Raw genomic sequence first — 23616 nt, forward strand, 5'->3', positions numbered from 1 at the left:
ACTCCTTTGTTAATTCTAAATATTAATAAAAATAAAATAATATGATATCTTTATAAATATAATATTATTTTAGATATTGAAAATATGCAAGAGAAACATAATATTATAACTTTAAAATCTACTCGATATTATAAATAATATAAGAATTTATAGTAAAAATTAAATTAAGACTATATTTTAACAAGATAAAAAAATTAGATTTGTTAGTTAAAGAAAGGATAAGTTTATGATAGATATTTATACAATAGGACATTCTAATTATTCTATAGAGAGATTTGTTGAAATGTTAAAAAAGTTTAAAATAGATGTAGTAGTTGATATAAGAGGAACTCCTTATTCAAAATATAATACTCAATATAATAAAGAAGCGTTAGGCATTACATTGAAAGAGCTAGGATTTAAATATATTTATATGGGGAGAGAGTTTGCTGCACAAAGAGATAATAAAATAATTTATACATGGGAAGGTTATTCAGATTTTGAAAAGGTTATTAATGAACCAAGTTTTATAGAAGGGATTGAAAGACTAAAGAACGGTTTAGCAAAGGGATATACTATAGCATTATTAGGCGCTAAACAAGATCCTGTTACTTGTCATAGATTTGCTCTTGTTGGAAGAGATTTATATAAAAGAGGTTTTAATGTTAAACATATAGAAGATGATTTAACTATTTCATCCCAATTAGATTTAGAAGAAAGGTTGTTAGAACGATATTATCCTAATGAAGAACAAATTACTATGGATTTATTATTAAACGGTGAAAAAAGTAGAGAAGAGAAACTTATAGATAGTTATAGAAAGATAAATAGAGAAATTGGGTTTAGAGTTGAAAATTTAAATGTAACAAAGAAAATTTAACTTTCATAATATAGTATAATGAATATACTATGGGAGTGAAAATATGAATAAATGGGATGACTTGGCTATGGTAACCTTTATTGCATGTGATGTAATAATTGAGAACACAGAGAATTTCAAGTTGTTTTCTAATTACTTTTATAAAAATTTAAAATATGAAGCAAAAGATATACTTAAAAGACTATTCAAATAAAATAAAGGAGGTGGTTTTTTATGAATTATAAAAGTGTTTTAAATAATGTAGTGTATCTAGATATAGAAACCACCGGATTAGATCCCCTTAGTTCTGAAATTATTGAGATTGGAGCTATAAAGATTAAGGATTTTATACAAAGTGAAATAAGTATTTTAATTAAACCTATAAAAGATGTTCCAAAAGGTATATATCATCTATGTGAAGGACTTAGAAAAGAAGATTTAGATAATGGGTATGAACTACAAGAAGCCAAGAGTATATTGAAAGAGTTTATTGAGGAGTTGCCTTTAATTTGTCATAATAAATCTTTTGAAAAATCTTTTTTCTCATATTACTTTCCAGATATAAACAATAACATGTTAGATTCAATGGAATTAGCATGTATATTAGAACCAAATCGAAAGTCTTACAATATTCAAGATCTTCTAAGTGAGATTACTACAATAAGAGAAAAGGAAAGACATCGAGGACTTAGTGATTCAATTCATACTATGCTAATTGTTAATTCGTTATTGTGCAGATTGTGGCAAAAAGAAGAAGAGAATAATAAAGTTAATGCTTTATATAATGACATAAAGAAATTGTTTAATAACAGACCTTCGTGGGAATGGGAAGAGTACTTATTAAAACCAATTATGTTTGATTTTATTGATTATCCTTATGTTTTATTTAAGGAGCGTTTATTTAAACCTTTAAGAATGAACAAAATTGATATAGATTATGAAAGATATGAAAAACTTTTAAGAGATAATGAAATATGGAATAACGGTGGAGATTTTAAATATCAGTATAGAGCAGATCAAGAGTCTATTTCTTTACAGATAAGAAATAACTATGAGAAAAGTAAAAGAATATTTATTGAAGCACCAACAGGGAGTGGAAAGACATTTGCATATCTTTTAATTGCTATTATTACAGCTTATTTAAATAAGCAAAATAAAAATTATGAAGATAGTAATTTTGTAATTTCAACAGATACAAAAGAATTGCAGAATCAATTAATTGACAAAGATATCCCTAATATGCTTAGAAAATTAAATTTATATAATAAAATAAACTTTGGAGCTATGAAAGGCAAAGGAAACTACATTTGTATGGAAAGACTTAAAAAATCTAAAGAATTTGACAATGATGATATGAGTTTGCTTGCTTTTATATTCTTAAAGAGATATGGAGAAGATGGTATTAGTGGTGATTTAGAAAATATTAATTTTTGGGCCTTAAATCATTTTAAAATTGATAAATATAAGATACATATTAATTGTGATAGTGAAAATTGTAATTTAGATAGATGTAAAACTACATGCTATTTGAAGAATAGATATAATGAATTACAAAAAGAGAACATTACAGTTGTTAATCACTCCCTATTAGCTAGTTGGCCATATTCAGAAAAAAGAAAAATTAATCATTTAATTATAGATGAGGCTCATAATTTAATGGAAAAAGCATATGATTTCTTTTCGGAAGAATTTAATTCATTTGAGTTTTTAGAGTTATTAAAGCAAATAAATGAAACAACTCCATCTATTATATTTTTATTAAAAAGGTTGAATGGATTATATAACTATAAGAATCATATTGATACAGATGATATAATTAATAAATCAAAAGATGTAGAAATTAATTTAGCTTTTATACTAAATGAGTTTAGAAGACTAGGCCTAAAAAATGGACAGTACAACTTTAGTGATGAATTTTTTAATTCTGAAGAAATATTGAAAAAATCGTTATCTAGTATTAAAGAACTATTAAGTAATATCAAATTAAGTATCTATAGACTTTATAAAGTTTTAGATGACTACATGAAAAGTATACTAGATGAAGATGAAAAAGATTCTGGAAACGAATATAGAGTGCTGAGTAATTATGTTATGAAACTTAGAGATTCTTTTGAGATAATTGATAACTTTTTAGAGTTTTCAAAAGATTATGCAAAAGTGTTAGAAATAGATAAGGAATATAGGTATTTTATAATCAAGAATATACCGTTAAACATAGCTAAGTTAATTAATGAAAATATGTTAAAGGAAGTTAAAAGCACAGTTTTTATTTCGGCTACTTTAAGAATTAATAATTCATTTAATGAAGTTAAAAAAATATTAGGTCAACAAGAAGCGAATACCTTTTTCATAAAGCCAGTATTTAATTTAAAAGATAGAACTAAAATTTTTACAGTAAAAGACATAGGTTCTTATAAGAATGAGGATATATTTGCTAATAATACTGCAAAATTCATTTATGAATTAGCTGTAAAAACAAAAGGGCATATGCTAGTTTTATTTAGTAATAACTTAAGAAGACAAAGTGTAATGAATAGATTAATTCAATATGCTAAAGGTACTGCTTTAGAGGTATACGATAATAAAAAGGCTATACAATATTTAAAAGATAAAAATAGACAGGTTGTAATCTTAGGTAGTAAAGGATTCTTTGAAGGAATAGACATTCCAGGTGATTCTTTAAATTGTGTAATAATAGATAAAATTCCTAATATAAATCCTACTGATCCTTTATATAAAGCTTTAAAAGCGTATACGAATATTTATTATAGTGGATACAATTACCCTAAAGTGTGTATCAAAGTTAAACAGGGATATGGACGATTAGTAAGGAGTATATATGATTATGGATATTTTATAATTCTTGATGGAGGCACCAATAGTGAGACTTTAAGAAAATTAGAAGGAGATTTAAATGGTCCTCGTATCAATGAAAAATGGAGCAAAGAAATAGTAAATAATATATCTCTTGATTTTAATAGGTGGGATGAGGAAAATTTTAATAGCATTATTAAAGAAATAGATATTAATAAAATTAAGAATAGCTTTAATGATATTTCTTTTAAGATGAATTTGTATTGGGAATGTATAGAAAATGATGCTATGAAAGAGATATCAAAGTTTAAAAATAATGAAAAGATAATTGAATTAAAATTACAAGACATTAAAAATAAAAAGTTGTGAACTATAAAATGCTCACAACTTTTTTTGTAATTTATGACAAAATATCAAAGCTTAAAAGGATAATAGTGGGATAATAATACTTATATTGGAAAATAAAAATATATTAAAAATACAATATCTTGTATTTGCTTAAAAAGCGTTGACAAAAGGTCGAAATTTATCGTATTCTGTTAGATGTGCGAAAGCTTTTTTGCATTTAGTAATTAATATTTGTATAAAATTAGGCATGAGGTGAATTACAAATGGGTATAAAACTAGAAAATCTAGTTGTAAAGTTTGGAGATTTTAAGGCAATTAATGATGTAACATTACAAATACCAAAAGGTAAGCTTGTTTCATTATTAGGACCTTCAGGATCTGGTAAGTCAACAACATTATTTACTATTTCAGGAATACATAAGCCACACAGTGGTAAGATATTCTTTGGAGACAGAGATGTTACTGGATTAGATCCAGAAAAATTAGGAATAGGTTTAGTTTTCCAAAACTATGCACTATATCCTCACATGACTGTAAGAGAAAACATAATGTTCCCTTTAAAGAACTTAAAATGGGACAAGGCTAAGGCTGAAGCAAGAGTTCTTGAAGTTGCTAAGATAGTAAAAATTCAAGATCAATTAGATAAGAAGCCAGCACAACTTTCTGGAGGACAACAGCAAAGAGTTGCTATAGCAAGAGCTATTGCAAAGAATCCAGATATCTTATTACTAGATGAACCACTTTCAAACTTAGATACTAAGTTAAGAGTTGAAACTAGACAAGAAATAAGAAGAATTCAAAAAGAAACAGGGGTTACTGCTATATTCGTTACTCACGACCAAGAAGAGGCTATGAGTATTTCAGACGAAATAGTTTTAATGAAAGATGGAGCAATACAACAAATATCTTCTCCAAGTGATATTTATATGAACCCTTGTAACAAGTTTGTTGCGTCATTCATAGGAAGTCCTGAAATGAACTTCATTGACCTAACAATAAACAACGGAGAATGCACTATTGATACTTTAAAAATAGACAATCTACCAAAAGATATGTCTAAAGGTACTTTAGGTGTTAGAGCAGAAGATTTTGAAGTTGCTACAGAAGGTCTTAAAACAAAAGTTATGACAGTAGAAATACTTGGTAGAGAAAGATTATTAACTTTAGAACATAATGATAGAACTTATAAGATGTTAGTTGATAAAGAGTTCTATATCAATGAAGGTGAAGAATTAATAGTTAGACCTAAAACTGGTAAGAGTTATGTGTTTGACGCTGAAAGTGAGGCGTTCGTAACAAAATGCTAAAAAAAGGGCGTAAAGGATATATATATTTATTACCAGCATTAATTATATTAGGTGTATTTGTTTTCTATCCAATTATAACTACTATAGTAGGAAGTTTTGATGAAACTAAAGCTCCGGGATTTGTATTTGGATTTGATAGTTACAGATACTTATTCCAAGATAAGAGATTTATACAATCACTTATTAATACATGTATTTATGCAGCAGTAGTTCCAGCATTATCTGTTGGTATTTCACTATTACTTGCAAATTCATTAGTAAATATAAAAAATGAAAAAGTAAGAGGGGTTTTCCAAAGTATTTACTTCTTACCATACGTAACTTCTTTAGTTGCAATTGGTGTAGTATGGTCTTGGTTATTTAATAGTGAGTATGGTATTATAAACTACTTGTTAGGGTTAGTAGGAATTAATCCAGTAAACTGGCTTAATGATCCTAAATATGCAATGCTTGCATTAATAATCTTTGCAGTATGGAAGAGTTTAGCGTTTAATACACTAATTTTAACTACAGGAATAGCTTCAATTAATCCGCAATACTATCAAGCAGCTAAAATAGACCAAGCTACTGATGGAACTATATTTAGAAAGATAACAATTAAATTAGTTTCTCCTATGATAGTATATACATATATAATCAGCTTAATAGCAGCATTTAAGGTTTATACAGAAGTTTATGTTCTATTTGGAGGACGTACACTAGATGGTGCAGTATCTACAGTAGTTAGATATATTATTGATAGATTCTATGGGGACCAAGATTTCCCATTAGCATTTGCTGCAGCAGTAGTATTATTAATAATAATTTTAACTGTTACGTTTGTTCAAAGAACAATTTCACGTAATAAAGTTCATTATTAAGGAGTGCGGACATGAAGAATAAATTAAATATAAAAGTAGCTTTAAAGTATTTTATATTAGTTGCTTTTGCTATAATTACTTTATTCCCATTTTACTGGATGATAGCATCATCTTTTAAGGATAGTTTTGAGGTTATCCAAACACCTCCAACAATGGTTCCTAATAAAATATTATGGGAAAATTACAGCACAGCATTATCAATGGCTCCATTTGGAAGATATTTTATAAATACTATTATAGTTACGATTTTAAGTATAATTAGTACAGTTATAATAGCAATATTATCAGCTTTCGCTTTCTCTCATCTAGAATTTAAGGGAAGAGATTTAATATTCTCAATTTTCTTAGCTTCAATGATGATACCAGGTGAAGTTTTAATAGTTACAAACTTTAAGACAATATCTCAGTTAGGTCTTATGGATACTTATACAGCACTATTTGTTCCTTACATGGCAAACGTTCTGTACATCTATATGCTTAGAGAATTCTTCTTAAAGATACCAAAACAATTATATTATGCAGCTAAGGTTGATGGTTCAAGTGATTGGAAATTCTTATGGAGAATCGTTGTTCCAATGGCCAAGCCTTCAATAATTACAATTTGTATACTAGTAGGAATAAATTCATGGAATGCATTCTTATGGCCATTATTAGTTACTAATAAAGAAAACATGAGACTGTTAGCAACAGGATTAACAGCATTCCAATCTGATGCAGGAAATCAATATGAGTTAATTATGGCAGCTTCAACTATAATTACAATGCCAATAATTGCAGTTTATATTTTCCTTCATAAGAAGATAATGAGTGGTATTTCTATCGGGGGAATTAAAGGATAGTTTATTAGGAATAACATAATTTTATTTAATGATTTAAAAAAGTTTTAGAGCATGAAGGAACCTTGATTTAATCAAGGTGACTTCTTAGCTCAAAAAATTTTAATCTTTTTTTATTCATTAAAATGGAATAAATGGAATTCTTGATATATAAATTAAAATTTTTACAAGAGGTGGTACTAATGAAAAAAAGACTATTAGCAGTATTAATGACTGCAGCAGTTGCTACTTCAGCTTTCGTTGGATGTTCTAAAGGAGCTTCTTCAAATGCTGATATAGTAACAGAACTACAAGAGCCTGTAACTATAGAAATGTGGCACTACATGACTGGTAAACAAGCTGAAACATTACAAGAAATCGTTGAAGAGTTCAATACTACAAACGATAAGGGGATAACTGTAAATGCTGTTGCTCAAGGAAGTGTTGCAGATCTTAACAAGAAGGTTATAGCAGCTTCTCAATCTAATACATTACCAGCAATCATAAATGTTTATCCTGATTTAGCTACAGGATTAATAAATGAAGGTAAAATAGTAGATTTAGCTACATACATAAACGACGAAAACGTTGGTATGGCTGATGATATGAAAAATGATTTCGTAGACGCATTCATTGCAGAGCTATCTCAATGGGAAGAAGGAAAAGTTTATGGTTTACCAATGACTAAATCAACTGAAGTATTATACGTAAACAAAACTTTACTTGAAAAGTTAGGTTATACTATGGCTGACATGGAAAACTTAACTATGGAAAAATTAGCTGAAATTTCAAAGAAAGCTTATGATGAATTAGGAATAGCTGGATTTGGATTTGACTCTTCTTCAAATGCTTACATTTCAACTTTAAAAATGGGTGGAATGAACTTTGTTGAATTAGATGGTACAATTAATGTTGATAATGAATGGGTAAGAGAATTTATGCCATTCTTACAAGAACAAACTACTAAAGGATACTTTAGAATTGCTGGAGAGGACAAGTTCCTTTCAGGTCCATTCTCTAACCAAAAGATGTTAACTTACCAAGGTTCTTCAGCAGGATTTGCTCATATCAATACAAATGGTGCTTTCGAAATAGGTGTAGTTGAAGTTCCAGTATTTGAAGGTAAAGACAAAGCTGTTATCCAACAAGGTGCTTCTTTATTTGCTACATCTACTGTTTCAGCTGAACAACAATACGCTTCATATGAATTTATGAAATTCTTAACTAGCGCTGAAAATACAGCTAAATTTGCAACTTCAACAGGTTACTTACCAGTTAGAAAGTCTGCTCAAGATTTAGATTCAGTTAAAGCATTAATTGAAGATGAAACTAACCTTTATGGTCAAATTTACAACGTAGCTCAAAAAGCTTTAGAATATGCTTACTACACTCCAGCTGTTAACAATGCTCAATCAGCAAGAACATCAGTTGAAGAAAAGTATGCAGCATTCGTTACAGGAAACATTACTGATTTAGATACTTTTGTTAAAGATTTATTATCAGAAGTTGAAACTTCAATAAGCAGACAATAGTTTGAAATAAAACATTTAATTTAATAATTTGAAGTTATTAGAGTATAGGCGTATTAACGAAAGTTAATATTGAGGATACTAACAATTAATTGATTTAAAGTCCCTACTTAGTTATAATATATAGCTATGTAGGGATTTTTTTTACAGATATATATTATCGTAAATTATAGGAGGAAAATAATGATATACGCACCAATGAAAGAAATTATAGAAAAAATAGAAGAATTTGATAAGATAGTATTATTTAGACACGTGTTTCCGGATCCAGATTCATATGGAGCACAAAATGCTCTTAAAAATATAATTGAATGTACATATCCAGATAAAAAAGTATTATTATTTGGGGAACATTCTAAAAATCTTGAATACATAGGAAAGATGGATGAATCAGAAGAACTTGATAAAGATACACTTGCAATTATTTTAGATGTTGCAAATGCACCTAGAGTAGATAACCAAGAATTTAATAACTGTGGATATATTTTAAAGATTGACCACCACAAGCCTTTTGATGCACCTTTTGAAAATCTTACATGGGTAGATACAAATTATACATCTACTTGTGAAATGATTTTAGATTTATATTTAAGCAATAAAGATAAACTTAAGATTGAAAAGCAAGGAAGAAAAGCTTTATTTACAGGAATTATAGGGGATACAGGAAGATTCCTTTATGTTGAAAATCCTACAGATATCTTTAAAAAGTTATCGGAAATAACATTTGACTTAGAAACAAAAGAGATTTATGCAAATATGTATAGAAGAGAAGAAGAAGAATTGAAATTCTTAGGATATATATATTCAAACTATAAAAAGACTGAAAATGGAGTTGCGTATTTAAAGGTTCCAAAAGAAGATGTAGCTAACTTTGGGCTTGAAACAATGAAAGCTGTAAGAATGGTTAATGCTCTTCAAGATACAGCAGGAATTATAAACTGGATGTTCTTTGTTGAAAAGCCAGATGGTGGAGTGTTCTGTGAATTTAGATCAAATGGACCTAGAGTAAATGATATAGCTGCAAAATTTGGCGGTGGCGGACATATGCTAGCTGCTGGTGCTTCTATAGCAAATTTTGATATTGCAGATAAAATGATTAAAGAGTTTGATGATAATTGCAAAGAATATTTAAATAAATAAAATACATTAAAGCTATTTATTAATATAATTAATAAATTTTGGTTGACAATTCAGTAATGGATTAATAAAATTATAATGTAGACTCCAAAGTAGTTTTCTTTGGAGTTTTTATCATATACATATTGTCAGTAGGTGGATTTATGAAGTTAACTAAAGGTCAAAATAGATTTATAAATAATAAGTCTATGGGAGTATCATTTTTAAAAGGTAAAAATAATAGTGGTAAAACAACTGCTTCATTATATAGAACAATAAATCTTGAAAATAATTATTGTATATATAATGAAGATAGAATATTGTATTTAGCTTTAAATAATGATAGTGCTAATAATATCAAGTCTAAATATAATGAGATAAAAGATAAAAATTATTTTTATTCATTATTTTCTTCAATAGATGAGAAGGTGACAATTCTTTCGTTGCCAGAACTTATACTAGAATATTCTAATAAATATAAAATGTATAATGATATGAAGTTAGTGTATAAGAATAAGGAGTCTTTAATTCAATTGATTAAAGATGAAGATTTTAATGATATTATCACTGCCTACGGAAAGAAATCTAAGTTGATTAAAAATCTCCCTTTGGAATCTTTATTAGAGGAAATTCTTTGGATTAAATCATGTGACTTTACATTTGAAGAGTATATGAATTGTAGCAGAACAGGAGCTATAAAAAGATTACGAAAAAACTCTATATCAAGAAAATTATTATATAACCTTATGGAAATGTATAATAAAAAGATGCTTCAAAATAAATTTATGGACAAGTATGATCGTGTTAAATTTGCTAAAGAATTTAGCAAGAATGTAAATGAAAAGTTTAAGCATATAATAATTGATGGTGGAGAGAAGATTACTAGATGTGAGCTTCAATTTATTTCATCATTATATAACATATCTAGTACTTCTTCATTAACATTTACAATAAATACAGAAGAAACTACAGAGATAGATTCTTGGTTTGTTAAAGGAAAAAAGACAACTTATTTAGAAGAAGAGTACAAAAATAAAACTTATATATTAAAGGGATTACCAATTAATAATGAAGCTAAAAAGGTAGACTATATGGAGAAGTTTAAATATATTAATTTAAAGCATAAAAATGAATTTGATTTTAATATAGATAGTTTAGGTGGAACTAAAGAAATTTATTTAGAGGATAATTTAGTATTTAAAGAAAATGAGTTAAAGGAGATACCTGTATTTAATCAGATTGCTGCTGGTAATCCAATTGAAATAAATGATGAGATGAGAGAAACCTTCTATTTGCCAGCTGGTTGGCTTGAACGTGGTAAAGATACATTTATCCTTGAAGTTAAGGGTGATAGTATGATAGATAAAAATATCTTTAGTGGTGATTTAGTTGTTATAAAGAAACAACATACAGCTTACAATAATGATATTGTAGCTGCTTCATTAGATGGTGAAGCAACATTAAAAATATTAAATACTAATGGTAAATATCCTAAACTTATACCAGCGAACAATAGATATAGTGAGATAAGTTTAGTAGATAAAGAGGTAAGTATTTTAGGTGTAGCAATAGGTATAATAAAACACCATCATTAAAAGGGGGCATTTAATATGGTATCAAAGAGTATGGAAACCTTAATGAAAAATAACTCTGTCATTAGAGAGATGTTTGATGAAGGTAAGAGATTAGAACAATTATATGGAGAAGAGAATGTTTTTGATTTTAGTATAGGTAATCCAAATGTAACTCCTCCAAACGAAATTAAAGAAAATATAATTAAAATTTTAAATGAAGAAAATCCGTTAGAGGTACATGGATACATGAATAATTCAGGTTATTTTTCTGTAAGAGAAAATATAGCAGAGCATTTAACTAAAACTAAAGGAATACAATTAGAAGATAAAAATATTATTATGACCTGTGGGGCTGCAGGTGGACTTAATATTATTATGAAGACCTTAGTAAATCCAGATGATGAAGTTATAATCTTTGCTCCATATTTTGGAGAGTATATAAATTATATCAATAACTATAATGGTAAAACTGTAATTGTTTCTTGTGATAAAAATAATTTTGAACCAAACTTAGATGAGCTAAAAGAAAAAATTACTGCTAAAACTAAAGCTGTAATTATTAATTCTCCAAATAATCCTTCAGGGGTTATTTATTCTGAGGAGATTATTAAAGCTATTAGTAATATATTAAGAGAAAGTTCGGAGAAATTAGGTACTGAAATTTGTTTAATATCAGATGAACCATATAGAGAAATTGTATATGATGGAGTCGAGGTGCCTTTTATTCTTAAGTATTATCATAACTCTTTAATTGTATATTCGTACAGTAAGTCTTTATCATTACCAGGAGAAAGAATTGGTTATATTGTAGTTAATCCTAAGATGAATAATATATCAAAAATTTTAGCTGCATTAAATATTGCAAATAGAGTATTAGGTTTTGTTAATGCACCATCGCTTTTTCAAAAAGTTGTAGGAAGATCTTTAGATTTAGAAGTTGATGTTAATATATATAAGAAAAATAGGGATTTATTATATAATCACCTTGTTAGCTTAGGATTTAAATGCTTAAAACCTAATGGAGCTTTTTATTTATTTCCTAAGTCTCCAATAGAAGATGACAATAAATTTTGTAATGAATTAAAGAAATTTAATATATTAGCAGTACCAGGATCGGTATTTGGTTGTAATGGCCATTTTAGACTTTCCTATTGTATTAAGTATGAAAAGATAGAAAATTCTTTAAAAGCCTTTGATAAGGTAGCAAAATTGTATAGTGATTATTTATAAGAAAGTTTTTGTTTAGTTGCAGAATATGTATAGGTGGTGTTGTAGTGTCAAAAGTGGTAAAAAAAGTTGCGACAGTTCAAGATATAGCAGGGATAGGTAGATGTTCATTAACTGCAGCGATTCCTATATTATCTGTGTTAGGAGTGCAACCGTGCCCTCTTCCAACAGCTATTTTATCTTGTCAAACAGAATATCCTAATTTTCATTTTTATGATTTTACTAATGAAATGAGAGATTATATAGATTCATGGACTAGTATGAATTTAAGTTTTGATGGTATATATAGTGGTTTCTTAGGTTCAGAGGATCAAATTAATATTGTTATAGAATTAATAGAGAGATATCGAGAAGCTTTAATTGTAGTTGATCCAGTTATGGGAGATAACGGTGAAAAATATAAAACTTATACAATAGAAATGTGTAATAAAGTAAAAGATTTAGTTAAACATGCTAATATTGTAACTCCTAATTTAACTGAATGTTGTATTTTAACAGATAGAAAATATGAAGATGTTGTTGATGTTATTAATGAAGAGACTCTTTTTGAAATAGCAAGAGAAATTTCTGAACTTGGCCCTGAGAAGGTCGTTATAACTGGTGTTATAAAAGATGATGAAGTAATAACATTTGCATATGATAAAGAGCGAGATGAAAGTTTCAGTTTTTCTAATCCGTATAATAATAAATCCTACAGTGGAACGGGGGATATATTTGCATCTATAATTTGTGGTATGTTAGTTAGAGGGTTTGATTTTAAAATAGCTGTAAATAAAGCGTGTGACTTTATTAAAAATGCTGTATATATGACGAGTTTAGAAAATGCCGATGAAAGAAATGGTATATTCTTCGAGCCATTATTAAAAGATTTAATTATATAGTATTTAAAATGTGTTTTACTTTGAATAAAATGAGTTAAATTGGGCAAATTTAAAATAGGGGGGATAAATGTAATATATACCCCTTGTATTTTATAGTGAAGTATGTTAACATTTAAAAAGAAGTAATTTACTAATAGCTTAAAAACAAAGTGGGGTATGAATTCCCGCTTTTTCTATTTGAACGCAACTACTTTACCTAGTTGCGTTTTTACGTACATTTTTAAATTACTTAAAAACTGAATATTGTAAAGGAGGGTTAATATGAAAGTTGAGTCTTTAATTAAAGAGATTTACGGAATTGTTGAGCCTATGGCTAAGGAACTTAACTTAGAAATCTATCATATTGAATATGTTAAGGAAAATGGAGAGTATTATTTAAGAATATATATAGATAAGGATGGGGGAATCTTCCTATCTGACTGTGAAGCTCTTTCAAGAAGAGTTAGTGATGTGCTTGATGAAGTAGATCCTATAAAAGAAGCTTATTTCTTAGAAGTTTCTTCACCAGGATTAAACAGAAGATTATTTACTAATGATCACTATGTAAAATTTGTTGGTAGAGAAGTTTTAGTTAGATTAACTAAAGCATTAGATGGAAATAAGAACTTTAAAGGTACGTTAAAAGAAGTAAATGAAGATAACATTGTTATTCAACTAGAAGATGAAAAATTACAAACTATTCCTAAAGATAAGATAAAATCTACAAACTTAGAAGGGGAAATATAGCAAGGAGGGCAATTAAAATGAATGAGGAGTTTATAGGAGCTCTTAGAGAAATTGTTAAAGAAAAAGGTATAAGTGAGGATTTATTATTTGAAACTATAGAAGATGCATTAGAGGCAGCATACAAAAAGAATTATGCAGGACCTAATTCAGCAGCTGCAAATGTAAAAGTTACAATTAATAGAGATAACGGAGAAATTCATGTCTACTCTCAAAAAATTGTTGTTGAAGAGATTTTTGACAACGTAACTGAAATAAGTATAGAAGAGGCAAAAGAATTAAATCCTAAATATGATTTAAACGATGTAGTTGATTTCGAGGTTACACCTAAAAACTTTGGTAGAGTTGCAGCACAACTTGCAAAAGGTGTTGTTACACAAAGAATTAGAGAAGCTGAAAGAAGCATTATATATAACGAGTATAAAGAAAAAGAATATGATATCATCACTGGTACAATATTAAGAAAAGATAAAGGTAATGTATTCGTTAATATAGGAAAACTTGAAACAGCAATAGGACCAAATGAGCAAATGCCTGGAGAAATCTATAAATTCCCAGAAAAAGTTAAGTTATATGTTGTAGAAGTTAAAAATACACCAAAAGGAGCTCAAGTTGTTGTATCAAGAACTCATCCAGGATTAGTTAAAAGATTATTTGAACTAGAGGTTCCAGAAATTCATGAAGGTGTAGTAGAGATCAAGAGTATATCAAGAGAAGCAGGATCAAGAAGTAAAGTTGCTGTAGTTTCTCACGATGAAAATGTTGATCCAATGGGAGCTTGCGTTGGACCTAAGGGTGCTCGTGTTCAAAATATAGTAAATGAACTTAAAGGTGAGAAATTAGATATAATTAAATGGAGTAAAGATCCAGAAGAATTTATAGCTAGTGCTTTAAGTCCTGCAAAAGTATTAAGTGTAGATGTAGATGAAGAAAACAAGTCAGCTAAGGTTGTTGTAGAAGATAACCAACTTTCGTTAGCTATAGGTAAAGAAGGTCAAAATGTTAGATTGGCTGCGAAATTAACAGGATGGAAGATAGACATAAAGAGCAAATCTCAAGCGGAAGCATCAGCAGAATAGAGGTGATTTTTTATGAAAGTAAAAAAAATACCTTTACGAATGTGTACTGGTTGCATGGAGATGAAACCCAAAAAAGAGCTTATAAGAGTCGTTAAGAGCCCAGATGGAGAAGTTTCAGTAGATTTAACTGGTAAAAAATCTGGAAGAGGCGCTTATGTATGCAAAAATTCTGAATGTCTTGAAAAAGCTTTTAAAGCAAAGAGATTAAGTAGAAATCTAGATGTTGTTATAGATGAAGAGATATACAACAGACTAAGGAATGAGATAGAAAATGAATAGATTTTTTAACTTTCTAGGTTTAGCAAAAAGATCTGGAAATTTAATTGAAGGTTATAGCAAGTGTGATGAACAAAGAAATAAAGTTAATTTATATCTTGTAATACTATCTAATGATGCATCAGATAGTACAAAAAGAAAGTTTAGAAATCATTGTGCAGAAAAACAAATACCTTTAATTGAAGATTTTTCAAAAGAAGAGCTTGGAATTGCTATTGGAAGAGCTGAAATTAAAATTTTAGCTTTAAAAGATAAAAATATGGCAGAAAAGCTATTAGCATTGTACCAAACAGAAAAAGTAACAAATTAACCGGGGGTGATTTTATTGTCAAAGATTAGAGTATATGAATTGGCAAAAGAGCTTAATGTTAGCTCTAAAGATTTAATAAATTTATTAATGGACGAATTTAGCATAGAAGTAAAAAACCATATGAGCGTTATTGAAGATGAAGATGCAGAGCTTATAAAAGAATTATTAGGTGGATCTTCAGATAGTAATTCAGAAGATGGAGAAAAGAAAACTATCGTTGACGAATATGAAGAGCAATTAGCTGAAGAATTAAACAAAGGTGTAAGAAAAAAGAAAAAAACTAAGAAGCAATTAGAGCAAGAAGAAATTGAAAGAAATGCTGAAGCTGCTTCAGGAGTTATTGAAATAGGTGACACTATAACAGTTAAAGAATTAGCTGAAAAACTTGGTAAGCCTAGTAACGACGTAATTAGAACTTTAATATTTACAGGAGTTATGGCTGCATTAAATCAAGAAATAGATTTCAATACAGCTGAAAAAGTATGTGAAAAATATGAAGTTTTAGTTGCAAGAAAAGAAGAAACTAATGAACTAGAAAAGTTTGAAGATGATTCAGAAGTTTCAGAAGAAAACTTAGAAAAGAGACCTCCAATAGTTACTGTAATGGGACACGTTGACCATGGTAAGACATCATTATTAGATGCTATAAGACATGCAAAGGTTACAGCATCAGAAGCAGGTGGAATCACTCAACATATAGGTGCTTATACTGTAACTTTAAATGGTGAAAAAATTACATTCTTAGATACTCCAGGTCACGAAGCTTTTACAGCAATGAGAGCAAGAGGTGCACAAGTTACTGATATAGTAATATTAGTTGTTGCTGCAGATGATGGAATAATGCCTCAAACTAAAGAAGCTATAAACCACTGTAAAGCTGCTGGAGTTCCAATGATAGTAGCTATAAATAAGATAGATAGACCAGGTGCTAACATTGACAGAGTTAAGCAAGAATTAACAGAGCATGGATTAGTATCAGAAGACTGGGGTGGAGATACTATATGTGTTCCTGTTTCTGCAAAGACAGGTGAAAATCTTGAAAGTCTTCTAGAAATGGTTATCTTAACTGCTGAAATGCAAGAATTACAAGCTGATCCTAATAGAAAAGGAAAAGGAACTGTTATAGAAGCTAAGTTAGATAAAGGTAGAGGAGCTGTAGCATCTTTACTTATTCAAAATGGTACTTTAAATGTTGGTGATTCAATTTTAGTTGGTTCTACTTATGGTAGAATAAGAGCTATGTTTGATGATAGAGGAAAGAAGATAAAATCAGCTGGTCCATCAATTCCAGTAGAGGTATTAGGTTTATCTGAAGTTCCAGCAGCAGGTGATAGATTTGTAGTTGTTAAAGATGAAAAGACTGCTAGAAATATGGCTGAAGCTAGAAAAGAAAAGATAAGAACTGCTAGTCATCAATCATCTAATAGAGTATCTCTAGAAGATTTATATAGCCAAATTCAAGAAGGAAAAGTAAAAGAATTATCAATAGTTGTTAAGGCTGACGTTCAAGGTTCAGTAGAAGCTATTAAGCAATCATTAGAAAAACTATCAACTGATGATGTTAAAGTAAGAGTTATTCATGGAGCTGTTGGTGCAATAACAGAGACAGACGTAACTTTAGGAGCTGCTTCTAATGCAATAGTTATAGGATTCAATGTAAGACCTGATAACAATGCAATCGCTCAAGCTGATAGAGATGGCGTTGAAATTAAAACTTATAGAATTATCTACGATGCTATAGAAGATGTTAAATCAGCTATGATAGGTATGCTTGATCCAGAATATAAAGAAGTTGTTAATGGTAAAGCAGAAGTAAGAATGACATATAAGATTTCTAATGTAGGAACTATAGCTGGATGTTATGTAACAGATGGTAAAATAGTTAGAAATTCTGAAATAAGAGTTATTAGAGATGGAATAGTTATATTTGAATCAAAGCTTGCTTCTTTAAAGAGATTTAAAGATGACGCTAAAGAAGTTGCAAGAGGATATGAATGTGGATTAAGCGTTGAAAAATTCAATGATCTTAAAGAAGGTGACGTAATCGAGTCATATTCAATGGAAGCTATTAAAAGAAAAGAGCTTTAAGAGGTGATTTAAATGGCTAACTATAGAGGCGGAAGAATAAACGAAGAAGTAAAAAGAGAAATAAGTAATATTATAAGAAATGAAATTAAAGATCCAAGACTTACTGCAATGGTTTCTGTTACTGATGTAAAAGTTACTAAAGACCTAAGATACGCAAAAGTTTATGTAAGTATATTTGGAAAAGATGAAGAAGAAAAAAATAATACGTTTTTAGCCTTAAAGAATGCAAGTGGATATATTAGAAGAGAAATTGGTCAAAGAATTAATTTAAGATATAATCCACAAATATTATTTGAATTAGACGATTCAATTAATTATGGAATGCATATTGAAGAACTAATTGCAAAGGTTAAGGATAAATAAAAATGGACTTAAAGTCTATTAGTGAAATATTATTAGGTGCAAAAAAGATAGGCATTACCTACCATGTATCACCAGACGGTGATGCTGTAGGTAGTGTCCTTGCACTTCTACAAGGATTACGTATTATTAATAAAGATGCTTACATCATATCAAAAGATAAGTTAAGTGAAAATCTTAATTATCTTCCTACATCAAATGAAGTAACAGGAAATATAACAGAACCAACTGAAGACACAGATGTTGTAATAGTTTTAGATTGTGGAAACTTAGAAAGAGTTTGTGCTAATTTAAATAATTTTAATGGTGTTTTACTAAATGTAGATCATCACCTTTCTAATGATTTTTACGGAGATAGTAATTATGTAGATACATCAGCATCTGCTACAGCCGAAATAGTATATGAGCTTCTAGGGTTATTAGGAGTAGATTTATCTATAAGTAATGAAAAAACATTAAATGTTGCTACGTGCCTATATACGTCTTTAGTTACAGATACAGGTTGTTTTAGACATTCAAATGTAACAGATAGAACTTTACTAATTGCTAGTAATTTAAAAAAGATTGGTGTAAATAATACTTATATTTATCAAAGTCTTTTCGATAATAAGGAATTTGATAGAGTAAGGTTCATTGGTAAAGTAATAAGTAATATGAAATTAGTATTAGATGGGAAAGTAGCTTTAATTGAATTACCAAATAGCTTTGCTGATGAATTTAGTATAGAAATTGGTGATACGTCTGACATTATATCTTATGGGTTACAAATTAAAGGTGTAGAAGTTACACTTTTAATTAAAGAAGTTGAGAATGGCGTAAAATGTAGTTTACGTTCAAAAAATAATGTAGATGTAAGAAAGATTGCTGAGATTTTCGGTGGTGGAGGTCATACTAAAGCTGCTGGGATAGCTATTAAAGAGAAATCTATAAATGAAGTAAAAGAAATTCTTTTAAAAGAAATAGAGAAAGAGTTGTAGAATATGAATGGTGTTTTAAATATTTTTAAACCAAAGGGAATGACATCTTTTGATGTAGTTAGAGAAGTTAAAAAGGTATGCAAAATCAAAAAGGTTGGACATACTGGTACTCTTGATCCTGAAGCAACAGGGGTTTTACCTGTGTGTATCGGTAAGGCTACAAAAATTATTGATTACATAATGGATTCAGAAAAAATTTATGAAGTTACCTTTAAACTAGGATTAAAAACAACTACTTATGATTTAGAAGGTGAAATTCTTGAAGAAAGAGATAGCTCTTTCTTAAAATATGAGGAAATATTAAATGCAATAAACTCTTTTAAAGGAGAATATTGTCAGGTTCCACCAATGTATTCAGCGTTAAAGCAAAATGGAGTAAGATTATACGAATTAGCTAGAAAAGGAATAGAAGTTGAAAGACCAGGGAGAAATATAACTATATATAATATAGAAGATATTAAAATTGACAATCCATATATATCTATGAAAGTAACTTGCTCAAAAGGAACATATATAAGGAGCTTATGTTACGATATTGGAGAGAAACTTGGAGTTTATGCAGCTATGACAGAGTTGTGTAGAGTAAAAACTTCTAGATTTTTAATAGAAAATTCAGTTAATATAAATGAACTAACTAAAGATAATTTAACTCAAAATTTAATTTCGATAGAAGAAGCTTTAAATGAATTTGACAAGATAGTTGTGAATAATAAATTTGCTAAGCTTTTAGTTAATGGAGTTAATGTATTTGATTCGAGAGTTGCAAATGAGAAATTAATTGCTAATAAATTATATAGAGTATATGATGAAAATAATAATTTATTAGGAATTGGAAGTAAGAACAATAATGGATTTAAGATAGAGAAGTTATTAATTACTTAGGAGAAGATAATGTTAGTATTAGATAATGTTAATTTATTAGAACCAAAAAGAAGCAATTATGTTGCTTTAGGCAGCTTCGATGGTCTTCATATTGGACATCTATCTTTAATTAATAAGGTTAAAGAATTAGCTAAGGATAATGAAGGTAAATCGATGGTATTTACTTTTAAGAATCATCCTAGAACAGTAATAATGGCTGAAAATAATCTAGATTTGCTAATGACTAATAGAGAGAAAATCGATATATTACTAAATGAAAATGTTGATATTCTAGCGTTAAAAACTTTTGATAAAGAAGTAATGAAAATGGATCCAGAAGAATTTATAAAATGGCTATGTAATGACTATTCTATACGAGGAATTGTTGTTGGGTTCAATTTTAGATTTGGTTATAAAAATCTAGGGGATATTGATCTTTTAAATGAACTTAAAGAAAAATATAATTATGAACTTTATGTAATGGAGCCATATATATATGAAGGTGATGTTGTTAGCTCTACACGAATAAGAAAAGAAATATTAAACGGAAATGTAGCTATAGCTAATAAGATGTTATCAAGACCATATACAATTAACGGTAATGTAGTTCATGGTAAAAAACTTGGAAGACAAATAGGGTTTCCAACAGCTAATATTAATTTAACAGCAGATAAATTAATACCTAAAGTAGGGGTATATTATACTAATGTTGAAGTAAATGGTAAAATTTATAAAGGAATTACATCAATTGGGAATAACCCTACAGTAAATGGGAAAGAATTAACTATAGAAACCTATATTCTAGATTTTGATAAGTATATATATGATGAAGAAATAAAATTATATTTTATTGATAGAATAAGAGATGAAATGAAATTCAGTGGAATTGATGAATTAGTATGTCAATTAAAAAAAGATAAAATCTTGGCTGAAGGTAAAGAAACAATAAGACAAAAATAGACTTATAAGTTTATTGTAATTATAAATATAACAAAATTATAGGAAATAATTAATTTGTATTTACAAGACATAATTAGTTTGCTATAATTCTTTATGGAAAACCTATTTCTAAGATTTGAGGGTGATTTCTCATTTCATGGAGCTAGGGGATATATTTACGGAGGTAAGAAAAATGGATAAAATCAGAAAGCAAGAAATAATCAACGAATTCGGAAGACATGAAGGTGATACAGGTTCACCAGAAGTTCAAATCGCATTATTAACAGAAAGAATCAACTCTTTAACAGCTCACTTAAAGATGCACAAGAAAGACCACCACTCAAGAAGAGGTCTTTTAATGATGGTTGGACAAAGAAGAGGATTCTTAAACTACTTAGCTGCTCAAGATATCGAAAGATACAGAGCTATCGTTTCAAAATTAGGCTTAAGAAGATAATCTTTAGAGCGGGTTTTTCCGCTCTATTATTTTAAAAAATTATATTTGTATGATAGACCTGAAAGGAGGTTATTAAATGATTAATGTGCTTGAAAAAAATATAGCAGGTAGAAATATGAAAGTTGAATTTGGTAGAGTTGGAATGTTATCAAATGCAGCTATTTTTATGAGCTATGGAGATACAGTAATACTAACTAATGTTAATGCTTCAGAAAAACCAAGAGAAGGTATAGATTTTTTCCCATTAAGCGTTGAGTATGAAGAAAGATTATATGCTGTTGGGAAAATTCCAGGTGGATTTATTAAAAGAGAGGGAAGACCTTCTGAAAATGCAATACTTTTTGGTAGAGCAGTAGATAGACCTCTTAGACCTTTATTCCCAAAGGGATATAGAAATGATGTTCAAGTGGTTTGTACAGTTGTATCTGTAGAACAAGATAACTTACCAGAAATTCTAGCAATAAATGCTGCTTCTATGGCATTATGCGTATCAAGTATACCTTTCACAACTCCTGTTGCTGCGGTGCAAGTGGGACTTATCGATGGAAACTTTGTTTTAAATCCAACTTCAACTGAGAGAGAAGAAAGTATTCTTCAATTAACTGTTTGTGCTACAAAAGATAGAGTTATGATGATTGAAGCAGGTGGAGATGAAATACCTGAAGATGTAATGATAAAAGCAATTGAATATGGATTTGATAAGTGTCAAGATATAATTCAATTCCAAGAAGAAGCTATGAGTAAGTTTGGTAAAACAAAGGATGAACCTGTACTTTACAAACCAAATAGTGAATTAAAATCTGAAATAGCTACATTTGCTGGTGAAATGATAAAAGAAGCAATGTGGATTACAGATAAAGATGAAAGAAATGCTGCAATGGATTTAGTAAACGATAAGATTAATGAGGAGTTTGCTGAAAAATATCCTGATAATGTATCTGATATAAAAGAAATCGTATATAACATGCAAAAAGAAGTTGTTAGAGATATGCTTTTAAATCATAAGAGAAGACCAGATGGAAGAGACTTCGACCAAATAAGAAAAATAAGTTGTGAAGTTGGATTACTTCCAAGAACACACGGAACTGGATTATTTACAAGAGGATTAACTCAAGTAATGACTGTTGCTACTTTAGGAGCAGTTGGTGATATCCAGATAATTGATGGTATAGGTGAAACAGAATCTAAGAGATACATGCATCACTACAACTTCCCTGCATATTCAGTTGGAGAAGTAAAACCATTAAGAGGTCCAGGTAGAAGAGAAATTGGGCATGGTGCTTTAGCTGAAAGAGCATTAGAGCCACTAATACCATCTGAAGAAGAATTCCCATATACTATTAGATTAGTATCAGAAGTATTAAGTTCTAATGGATCAACTTCACAAGCATCAGTTTGTGGTTCAACATTAGCATTATTAGATGCAGGGGTTCCAATAAAAAGACCAGCTGCTGGTATAGCTATGGGATTAATAACTTCAGAAGATTTAACTGAAGAAGAAGTATTAACTGATATCCAAGGAATTGAAGATTTCTTTGGAGATATGGACTTTAAAGTTGCTGGTACTACTGAAGGGATTACATCAATTCAAGTAGATACAAAGATTGCAGGATTAAGCTTTAACGTAATAACTAAGGCTATAAATGATGCAAGAAAAGCTAGACTATTTATTTTAGATAAAATAAATGAATGCTTACCAGAAGCAAGAAAAGAAGTTTCTAAATTTGCTCCTAAGACTTCTACTATTACAATCGATCCAGAAAAGATCAGAGATGTAATCGGTGCTGGTGGAAAGGTAATTAATAAAATAATTGCAGATACTGGTGTTAAGATTGATATCAAAGAAGATGGAACTGTATTTGTATCTTCTCCTGATCATGATGGTGTTAATGCAGCTATTAAGATTATAGAAGGATTAACAAAAGAAGTGCAACCAGGTGAAGTTTACTTAGGAAAGGTAACTAAAATAGCTACATTCGGTGCATTTATTGAAATATTACCAAATAAAGAAGGACTTTGTCACATTTCAAAATTAGATAAGGCTAGAGTAAATAAAGTTGAAGATGTTGTTTCTGTAGGAGACGAAATTTTAGTTAAGGTAACTGAAATAGATCAACAAGGCAGAATTAATCTATCAAGAAAAGATGCTTTACCTGATGAAGAAGAAAAAAGTGAATAATATACTAATGAAAGAGAATTATTAAATTCTCTTTTTTTAATATAGAGAATAATTATTA

At 28.9% G+C, this 23616-nt stretch carries 21 protein-coding genes; all 21 read left to right on the top strand.

All coding sequences use genetic code 11. From position 1 onward, the window contains the following. Positions 1-229 precede the first annotated feature (229 nt). A complete protein-coding gene (locus ARA56_RS00695) occupies positions 230-859 on the top strand; it encodes a DUF488 domain-containing protein (RefSeq protein ID WP_055263111.1) in 630 nt (209 codons plus the stop codon). A gap of 213 nt (positions 860-1072) precedes the next feature. Further along, positions 1073-4021, top strand: coding sequence for a helicase C-terminal domain-containing protein (locus tag ARA56_RS00700; protein ID WP_055262912.1), 2949 nt, complete (start codon positions 1073-1075; stop codon positions 4019-4021). A 242-nt stretch (positions 4022-4263) separates the two neighbouring features. Beyond that, positions 4264-5307, top strand: coding sequence for an ABC transporter ATP-binding protein (locus ARA56_RS00705; RefSeq protein WP_055262914.1), 1044 nt, complete (start codon positions 4264-4266; stop codon positions 5305-5307). Further along, complete coding sequence (locus ARA56_RS00710; protein WP_055262916.1) at positions 5301-6167, top strand: carbohydrate ABC transporter permease; 867 nt, start codon at positions 5301-5303, stop codon at positions 6165-6167. The genes ARA56_RS00705 and ARA56_RS00710 overlap by 7 nt, the downstream gene beginning before the upstream one ends. Before the next feature lie 11 nt (positions 6168-6178). After that, entirely contained in the window at positions 6179-7006 is an 828-nt protein-coding gene (locus ARA56_RS00715) for a carbohydrate ABC transporter permease (RefSeq protein ID WP_055262918.1), read from the top strand. 179 nt (positions 7007-7185) lie between these two features. Beyond that, positions 7186-8514 (top strand): extracellular solute-binding protein, encoded by a 1329-nt coding sequence (locus ARA56_RS00720; protein WP_055262920.1) that lies wholly within the window; start codon positions 7186-7188, stop codon positions 8512-8514. 180 nt (positions 8515-8694) lie between these two features. Beyond that, positions 8695-9651 carry a DHH family phosphoesterase gene (locus ARA56_RS00725; RefSeq protein ID WP_055262922.1) on the top strand — a complete coding sequence of 319 codons (957 nt, stop codon included), beginning with the start codon at positions 8695-8697 and terminating at the stop codon, positions 9649-9651. Between the two features lie 140 nt (positions 9652-9791). Next, positions 9792-11222 (top strand): LexA family protein, encoded by a 1431-nt coding sequence (locus tag ARA56_RS00730; protein ID WP_055262924.1) that lies wholly within the window; start codon positions 9792-9794, stop codon positions 11220-11222. Between the two features lie 15 nt (positions 11223-11237). Further along, the gene (locus ARA56_RS00735; protein WP_055262926.1) at positions 11238-12431 is read left to right on the top strand and encodes a pyridoxal phosphate-dependent aminotransferase; all 1194 of its coding nucleotides are present in this window, start codon (positions 11238-11240) and stop codon (positions 12429-12431) included. A gap of 44 nt (positions 12432-12475) precedes the next feature. Further along, entirely contained in the window at positions 12476-13309 is an 834-nt protein-coding gene (locus ARA56_RS00740; RefSeq protein WP_231072176.1) for a pyridoxamine kinase, read from the top strand. 261 nt (positions 13310-13570) lie between these two features. Beyond that, a complete protein-coding gene (gene rimP / locus ARA56_RS00745; RefSeq protein WP_055262928.1) occupies positions 13571-14035 on the top strand; it encodes a ribosome maturation factor RimP in 465 nt (154 codons plus the stop codon). Between the two features lie 17 nt (positions 14036-14052). Beyond that, the gene (gene nusA, locus ARA56_RS00750; protein WP_055262930.1) at positions 14053-15111 is read left to right on the top strand and encodes a transcription termination factor NusA; all 1059 of its coding nucleotides are present in this window, start codon (positions 14053-14055) and stop codon (positions 15109-15111) included. A gap of 12 nt (positions 15112-15123) precedes the next feature. Next, the gene (rnpM, locus tag ARA56_RS00755) at positions 15124-15390 is read left to right on the top strand and encodes an RNase P modulator RnpM (protein ID WP_055262932.1); all 267 of its coding nucleotides are present in this window, start codon (positions 15124-15126) and stop codon (positions 15388-15390) included. Then, a complete protein-coding gene (locus tag ARA56_RS00760) occupies positions 15383-15697 on the top strand; it encodes a 50S ribosomal protein L7ae-like protein (protein WP_055262934.1) in 315 nt (104 codons plus the stop codon). The genes rnpM and ARA56_RS00760 overlap by 8 nt, the downstream gene beginning before the upstream one ends. 15 nt (positions 15698-15712) lie before the next feature. Continuing rightward, positions 15713-17785 carry a translation initiation factor IF-2 gene (gene infB / locus ARA56_RS00765; protein ID WP_055262936.1) on the top strand — a complete coding sequence of 691 codons (2073 nt, stop codon included), beginning with the start codon at positions 15713-15715 and terminating at the stop codon, positions 17783-17785. A gap of 12 nt (positions 17786-17797) precedes the next feature. Then, a complete protein-coding gene (gene rbfA / locus ARA56_RS00770; protein WP_055262938.1) occupies positions 17798-18148 on the top strand; it encodes a 30S ribosome-binding factor RbfA in 351 nt (116 codons plus the stop codon). 2 nt (positions 18149-18150) lie between these two features. Next, complete coding sequence (locus ARA56_RS00775) at positions 18151-19122, top strand: DHH family phosphoesterase (RefSeq protein ID WP_055262940.1); 972 nt, start codon at positions 18151-18153, stop codon at positions 19120-19122. 3 nt (positions 19123-19125) lie between these two features. Further along, positions 19126-20004: a tRNA pseudouridine(55) synthase TruB gene (gene truB / locus ARA56_RS00780; RefSeq protein ID WP_055262942.1), complete on the top strand. Its 879-nt coding sequence runs from the start codon at positions 19126-19128 to the stop codon at positions 20002-20004. 9 nt (positions 20005-20013) lie between these two features. Beyond that, on the top strand, positions 20014-20943 hold the full coding sequence (locus ARA56_RS00785; RefSeq protein ID WP_055262945.1) for a bifunctional riboflavin kinase/FAD synthetase: 930 nt from the start codon (positions 20014-20016) through the stop codon (positions 20941-20943). 172 nt (positions 20944-21115) lie between these two features. Further along, positions 21116-21379: a 30S ribosomal protein S15 gene (rpsO, locus tag ARA56_RS00790; protein WP_055262947.1), complete on the top strand. Its 264-nt coding sequence runs from the start codon at positions 21116-21118 to the stop codon at positions 21377-21379. 76 nt (positions 21380-21455) lie between these two features. Next, entirely contained in the window at positions 21456-23558 is a 2103-nt protein-coding gene (locus ARA56_RS00795) for a polyribonucleotide nucleotidyltransferase (RefSeq protein WP_055262949.1), read from the top strand. The last annotated feature ends 58 nt before the right edge of the window (positions 23559-23616 follow it).

It is taken from the genome of Clostridium disporicum, assembly GCF_001405015.1.
GTDB classification, from domain to species: domain Bacteria; phylum Bacillota; class Clostridia; order Clostridiales; family Clostridiaceae; genus Clostridium; species Clostridium disporicum_B.

What these genes read in the sequence shown, in the direction of transcription:
- ARA56_RS00700 (WP_055262912.1), top strand. Translation starts at nt 1,073, where the DNA reads ATGAATTATAAAAGTGTTTTAAATAATGTAGTGTATCTAGATATAGAA.
- ARA56_RS00705 (WP_055262914.1), top strand. Translation starts at nt 4,264, where the DNA reads ATGGGTATAAAACTAGAAAATCTAGTTGTAAAGTTTGGAGATTTTAAG.
- ARA56_RS00710 (WP_055262916.1), top strand. Translation starts at nt 5,301, where the DNA reads ATGCTAAAAAAAGGGCGTAAAGGATATATATATTTATTACCAGCATTA.
- ARA56_RS00715 (WP_055262918.1), top strand. Translation starts at nt 6,179, where the DNA reads ATGAAGAATAAATTAAATATAAAAGTAGCTTTAAAGTATTTTATATTA.
- ARA56_RS00720 (WP_055262920.1), top strand. Translation starts at nt 7,186, where the DNA reads ATGAAAAAAAGACTATTAGCAGTATTAATGACTGCAGCAGTTGCTACT.
- ARA56_RS00725 (WP_055262922.1), top strand. Translation starts at nt 8,695, where the DNA reads ATGATATACGCACCAATGAAAGAAATTATAGAAAAAATAGAAGAATTT.
- ARA56_RS00730 (WP_055262924.1), top strand. Translation starts at nt 9,792, where the DNA reads ATGAAGTTAACTAAAGGTCAAAATAGATTTATAAATAATAAGTCTATG.
- ARA56_RS00735 (WP_055262926.1), top strand. Translation starts at nt 11,238, where the DNA reads ATGGTATCAAAGAGTATGGAAACCTTAATGAAAAATAACTCTGTCATT.
- rimP (WP_055262928.1), top strand. Translation starts at nt 13,571, where the DNA reads ATGAAAGTTGAGTCTTTAATTAAAGAGATTTACGGAATTGTTGAGCCT.
- nusA (WP_055262930.1), top strand. Translation starts at nt 14,053, where the DNA reads ATGAATGAGGAGTTTATAGGAGCTCTTAGAGAAATTGTTAAAGAAAAA.
- rnpM (WP_055262932.1), top strand. Translation starts at nt 15,124, where the DNA reads ATGAAAGTAAAAAAAATACCTTTACGAATGTGTACTGGTTGCATGGAG.
- ARA56_RS00760 (WP_055262934.1), top strand. Translation starts at nt 15,383, where the DNA reads ATGAATAGATTTTTTAACTTTCTAGGTTTAGCAAAAAGATCTGGAAAT.
- rbfA (WP_055262938.1), top strand. Translation starts at nt 17,798, where the DNA reads ATGGCTAACTATAGAGGCGGAAGAATAAACGAAGAAGTAAAAAGAGAA.
- ARA56_RS00775 (WP_055262940.1), top strand. Translation starts at nt 18,151, where the DNA reads ATGGACTTAAAGTCTATTAGTGAAATATTATTAGGTGCAAAAAAGATA.
- truB (WP_055262942.1), top strand. Translation starts at nt 19,126, where the DNA reads ATGAATGGTGTTTTAAATATTTTTAAACCAAAGGGAATGACATCTTTT.
- ARA56_RS00785 (WP_055262945.1), top strand. Translation starts at nt 20,014, where the DNA reads ATGTTAGTATTAGATAATGTTAATTTATTAGAACCAAAAAGAAGCAAT.
- rpsO (WP_055262947.1), top strand. Translation starts at nt 21,116, where the DNA reads ATGGATAAAATCAGAAAGCAAGAAATAATCAACGAATTCGGAAGACAT.
- ARA56_RS00795 (WP_055262949.1), top strand. Translation starts at nt 21,456, where the DNA reads ATGATTAATGTGCTTGAAAAAAATATAGCAGGTAGAAATATGAAAGTT.